At 65.2% G+C, this 4186-nt stretch carries 9 protein-coding genes and 1 tRNA gene; 2 read left to right on the forward strand and 8 right to left on the reverse strand.

Going from position 1 to position 4186, the window contains the following annotated elements:
* Window positions 1-654 (reverse strand): MFS transporter (locus RMO40_RS06765; RefSeq protein WP_309718097.1); only part of this gene is annotated, 654 nt, incomplete at its 3' end.
* A 57-nt stretch (window positions 655-711) separates the two neighbouring features.
* Between RMO40_RS06765 and RMO40_RS06770 the strand changes: the two genes are divergently transcribed.
* Window positions 712-796: transfer RNA gene (locus tag RMO40_RS06770), tRNA-Leu, on the forward strand.
* 12 nt (window positions 797-808) lie between these two features.
* Window positions 809-1543, forward strand: a complete 735-nt coding sequence (locus RMO40_RS06775; RefSeq protein ID WP_309718100.1) for a DUF805 domain-containing protein — start codon at window positions 809-811, stop codon at window positions 1541-1543.
* A 324-nt stretch (window positions 1544-1867) separates the two neighbouring features.
* Here the strand turns inward: RMO40_RS06775 and RMO40_RS06780 are convergent, their stop codons facing one another.
* From RMO40_RS06780 to RMO40_RS06810, 7 genes are all read right to left on the reverse strand, one after another.
* On the reverse strand, window positions 1868-2011 hold the full coding sequence (locus RMO40_RS06780; protein WP_309718103.1) for a hypothetical protein: 144 nt from the start codon (window positions 2009-2011) through the stop codon (window positions 1868-1870).
* A 23-nt stretch (window positions 2012-2034) separates the two neighbouring features.
* The gene (locus tag RMO40_RS06785; protein WP_309718106.1) at window positions 2035-2181 is read right to left on the reverse strand and encodes a hypothetical protein; all 147 of its coding nucleotides are present in this window, start codon (window positions 2179-2181) and stop codon (window positions 2035-2037) included.
* Window positions 2174-2398 (reverse strand): MerR family transcriptional regulator, encoded by a 225-nt coding sequence (locus RMO40_RS06790; protein WP_309718109.1) that lies wholly within the window; start codon window positions 2396-2398, stop codon window positions 2174-2176. Before RMO40_RS06790 ends, RMO40_RS06785 begins: the two co-directional genes overlap by 8 nt.
* 29 nt (window positions 2399-2427) lie before the next feature.
* Window positions 2428-2799, reverse strand: coding sequence for a type II toxin-antitoxin system PemK/MazF family toxin (locus tag RMO40_RS06795; RefSeq protein ID WP_309718112.1), 372 nt, complete (start codon window positions 2797-2799; stop codon window positions 2428-2430).
* Window positions 2799-3044 (reverse strand): hypothetical protein, encoded by a 246-nt coding sequence (locus tag RMO40_RS06800; RefSeq protein ID WP_309718115.1) that lies wholly within the window; start codon window positions 3042-3044, stop codon window positions 2799-2801. The genes RMO40_RS06795 and RMO40_RS06800 overlap by 1 nt, the downstream gene beginning before the upstream one ends.
* A 99-nt stretch (window positions 3045-3143) precedes the next feature.
* Window positions 3144-3935, reverse strand: coding sequence for an ATP-binding cassette domain-containing protein (locus tag RMO40_RS06805; protein WP_309718118.1), 792 nt, complete (start codon window positions 3933-3935; stop codon window positions 3144-3146).
* A gap of 8 nt (window positions 3936-3943) precedes the next feature.
* Window positions 3944-4186, reverse strand: a 243-nt coding sequence (locus RMO40_RS06810; protein ID WP_309718122.1) for an ABC transporter permease subunit, incomplete at its 5' end; no start/stop codon positions are given.

Consider the following 4186-nt stretch of genomic DNA (forward strand, 5'->3'; position numbering starts at 1 on the left):
CGCGGCCTGCGGCGTGGCGTGTTCCTTCAGCAGCACAAAGGTGCCGAGCGATGCGATGCCGTACACCGCCGCGGTGATCAGCATCGTCACCGGCACGAACTCGGTGGCCGGCCGCCCCTGCCCTTGCGCCCAGAGCACGTAGGCCAGGCACAGGCCGAGCGACAGCATGCCGCCGAAGTAGCCGAAGCTCCAGCCCCAACCCGACACCTTGCCCAGCGCCTCGCGCCGTGCCAGCTCGGGCAGGAAGGCGGCGGCCAGCGATTCGCCGATGGCGTAGAAGAAGTTGGACAACACGATCGCAACGAACGCCAATACCAGGTCGCCAGCGCCCACCAGCGCCAGCGCCGCGGTGCCGGCCACGCAGGCCACCGTGCTGATCATCAGCAGCCGCTTCTTGGCCGCGCGCAGGTCGGCATACGCGCCGAGTGCGGGCATGACGATCATCACCAAAGCGCTCGAGAGGCCGAGTGCCAGCGTCCACGCCAGCGTCGCCCAATCGGCCTTGCCCGCCACCACGCCGACGAAGTAGCTGTTGAACACCGCCGTGAGAACCACAGTGGTGTAGCCCGAGTTGGCAAAGTCGTACAGCGCCCAGCCAAACACCTCGCGCTTCTTCACGCCCTCGTTGAGGGCGGCTTGATCGAACAACGGCATCGGTGCCTTGGAGCGAGTGAGGGCACGTCTATCATGCCCGCTGCGGCCAGTTGCACAGCGCGGGTGACGGAACCGGTAGACGTAGCGGGCTTAAAACCCGCAGCCGCAAGGCGTACGGGTTCGAGTCCCGTCCCGCGCACCAGGGGAAGAGCGAATGAACGAAGCAACGCCGGTGCTGGGCTTGGGCCTGGGGGGACGGATGGGGCGCCTGTCGTACGCCACCTGTGGCGCGCTTTGCACGGCGCTGGTGCTGTTGGCGGCCCTGCATCTGATCACGTCGCCCACCAATGCGCGGTTGCTTGCCTACGGCGTCTTCTTTCTCGCGACGTTTTGGCTTTGTCTGCGGTGGACCGCGCTCCGTCTGCATGACATGAATTTCAGCGCATGGTGGGGCGTGCTGCTCTGGGTGCCCTACGTCGGTGCGGTCGCCGGGGTCGTTTTTTCCTTCATGCCCGGCACGGCCGACGACAACGACCACGGGCCACGCCCGAACGACGGCAACTGGTTCCTGTTCTTGCCGGCCATTACCCTGCTCTGCATCAGCGCTTGGGTCAGCGTGCCGACGTTCCTGACTCTCGCGGACGAAGACGCCGAGGCCGAGGTGCAAAGCGAGCAAGCGCCCGGGCGCGCGCCAAACGCGCAAACCGCTGTGCCGGATATCCGATCGGTCGAGGAAGCCCGCACCGCCTTTCGCGCCCGCTACCGGACCGCGTCCGACCCGCGGGCTTTCGCCCTCTCGGCTGGCGGTGCTTGGGGCATCAGCCTCGCCGCCACCACCGCGGATGACGCTGTCACCGCGGCGATGGTCGACTGTGAAACGCGACGCCAGCCTGCCGCGCCCCCGTGCCGCTTGATCAACATGAACGGGCAAGGCAGCGAGCCGGAGTAGCGCGTCCCTCGATCTCCTCACCAGGGCAGGCCAGCTCACTGCACGCAGCCGCGCTCAGGCCGGTCGGCAAAACAAGGTCGGCAGTCACGCCAGCATCACGCTGGCCTGCACTTCATCCCAAGGCGCCGCGAGTTTGCGTCCCTCGCGCACCAGCAGATCGGCCACTTCGAGCGCTGTAACCCTGGTCTGGTGTGCACCCGCGGTTTTGCTGGTGGTGTCGTGGAGCGAACAAACCCTATGAAGTGACGGGCCGTCGTTACGAGCCGCTGAGCGGTGGCATGGTCGCCAACGCCAGCGCTTGGGTCACGTCACAGGCGCCCTCGCTCAGGCGGCGAGGAACGAATTCTCGATGAGCACGCCGCCAGAGCTGGCGCCGTGCTTCATGTCTTCGCTCAGCACACGCTGGCAACCGCTGTCCACGGCGGCCTGGACGATCAAGGCGTCGTAGAACGACACGCTGCGCAGCATGTGCAGGTCCAGAGCGCCCGAGATCAGCTCGGCTGACGCAGGGACCAGCTCAAAACGGCCATAGGCCCTGCGCGCGCGGTCTTGATGAGTTCAATGGCGCGCTTTTGTTTGGCGCGGTGATCGGCCGCATCGGCGTAAACCAGCACGTTGGTGTCGAGCAGGCTACGCACGGCGGTTGGCTTCTTCGCGGTCGAATTTCCAACCTCTGAGCTTGCCGGGCGTCTTCAGCGCCGACTGCTCAAAGGCCTGCAACTCAGACGTCAGTTGCTTGCTGCCTGCCAATTGTTCCAGGTGATCACGAACAGCCTGGTTCAGGCTCTTGCCCATGGCGGCAGCGGCCCTGGCCTGCTCTGCAATGCGTTCGTCAATGGACAGGGTGATGTTCATGACCATCTCCTTCGTTGTGTGCGCAAGGATTAGTGCTCGCAGACCCCACAGATGGCGTCGAGTTTCTTGAGCGCAGCGGCGAGCACCTTGTCGTGGCCGGCTCCCCAGGGGTGAGGACGTGCGTTGCGGGCGCGCCAGTCGAACGACTTGGGCTGAAACGCAAGCACATAGCCGACTTCGTTTTTCGGCCCCTGGACCGCCAGAGCAAACGGGTTGTCCGCGTTGAACTCGGCATGCGTCATCGGGAAGCCGATCACGACGCCGGTCTTGCCGGCGAACGCAGCGGTCGAACACATCAGCATCGGGTGCAGGCCGGGCATCTCCTTGCCGACATGCGGGCTGTGCTCGATGAAGATGATCTCGCCGCGTGCGGGCACCCAGAGCGCGGGGCGTCTGGCCATCAAAGCACCTCGATGCCAACCGGCGCGAAGGCCATCGCTTCGCCACCGTGTCGCTTCCGATCGAATGCCGCGAGCATTGCATCCAGCGTCGGTTCGGTATCTGCCTCGATCACGATTCGCCCCGGCTCGACAAGGATACGCACAGGCGTCCCTTCCGTCACGCCAGCGGCCTTCGCGATGGGTTTGGTCAGACGCAGCGCCAAGCCGTTTCCCCAGGCGCTAATTTGGCTGTGCGATGTGCTCATGCTAGTTCCTTCAATGTTTATACGAGCGTATCGACAACCATCGATCGTGTCAACATTCGTGTAAACACTTTTTGCCTCATAGACCCGGGCCGCCAGGCATCACCCCGCCGCCACCATCGCCGCCTGCGCCGCCCGTACCTCCACCCTCACCTGCTCGGTCAACTCGGCCTTCAGTTCGACGAAGGCCGGCGTCGTCTTCACCGAGTAGTGCCGCGGGTGTGGCAGCGTCACCGCACGGTCCAGCTTGATGCGGCCGGGGCGCGCGCTCATCACGACGACGCGGCTGCCCATGAAGACCGCCTCGTCGATGTCGTGGGTGACGAAGAGCACGGTCTTCTTCTCGGCTACCCAGATGCCGAGCAGCAGCTCCTGCATCAGCTCGCGGGTTTGGTGGTCGAGGGCGCCGAAGGGTTCGTCCATCAGCAGCATGCGCGGGCCGTTGGCCAGCGCCCGGGCGATGGCGGTACGTTGTTGCATGCCGCCCGACAGCTGCTTCGGGTAGTGGTGTTCGAAGCCGCGCAGTCCCACCTTGTGCAGGAAGGCATCGGCGACTTCGAGTTGCTGCGCGCGGGGCAGGCCGCGCTCGCGCAGGCCGAAGCAGACGTTGTCGCGCACCGTCAACCACGGAAACAGCGTGTAGCTCTGGAACACCATGCCGCGGTCGGCACCAGGGCCATCGATCTTTCGACCCTCCAGTGCCACGCTGCCCGCGGTCGGTTGGTCGAGGCCGGCAACGATGCGCAACAAGGTGCTCTTGCCGCAGCCGCTGGGGCCGAGGATGGTGACAAAGTCGTTCTCGGCGACGTCGAGGTCGGTGGCTTGCAGTGCCAGGGTCGACCCCGACGATGTAGCGAACCGGCGCTCGACACCGCGCACCGAAAGGATGTTCATGGACCCACTCACTTGCCCAGGGCAGCCCATGGGAAGAAACGCCGGTTCGCCGCCTTGAAGGCGATGTCGCTGACCAGGCCGATCAAGCCGATGACGATGATGCCGAAGATGATCTGGTCGGTGGCCATCAAGGCCTGGCTGTCGGTGATCATGTGGCCGATGCCGCTCGAGGCGCCGATGAGTTCGGCCACGATCACGTACGTCCAGGCCCAGCCCAGGACCATGCGCAGGATCTCGGCGATTTCCGGCGC

Source organism: Rhizobacter sp. (assembly GCF_031412075.1).
In the GTDB taxonomy this organism is placed as follows: domain Bacteria; phylum Pseudomonadota; class Gammaproteobacteria; order Burkholderiales; family Burkholderiaceae_C; genus Rhizobacter.

Bases quoted from the DNA above. Each gene is read 5' to 3' on its own strand.
- RMO40_RS06775 (WP_309718100.1), top strand. From the start codon at position 809: ATGAACGAAGCAACGCCGGTGCTGGGCTTGGGCCTGGGGGGACGGATG.
- RMO40_RS06780 (WP_309718103.1), bottom strand. From the start codon at position 2,011: ATGCTGCGCAGCGTGTCGTTCTACGACGCCTTGATCGTCCAGGCCGCC.
- RMO40_RS06790 (WP_309718109.1), bottom strand. From the start codon at position 2,398: ATGAACATCACCCTGTCCATTGACGAACGCATTGCAGAGCAGGCCAGG.
- RMO40_RS06795 (WP_309718112.1), bottom strand. From the start codon at position 2,799: ATGGCCAGACGCCCCGCGCTCTGGGTGCCCGCACGCGGCGAGATCATC.
- RMO40_RS06800 (WP_309718115.1), bottom strand. From the start codon at position 3,044: ATGAGCACATCGCACAGCCAAATTAGCGCCTGGGGAAACGGCTTGGCG.
- RMO40_RS06805 (WP_309718118.1), bottom strand. From the start codon at position 3,935: ATGAACATCCTTTCGGTGCGCGGTGTCGAGCGCCGGTTCGCTACATCG.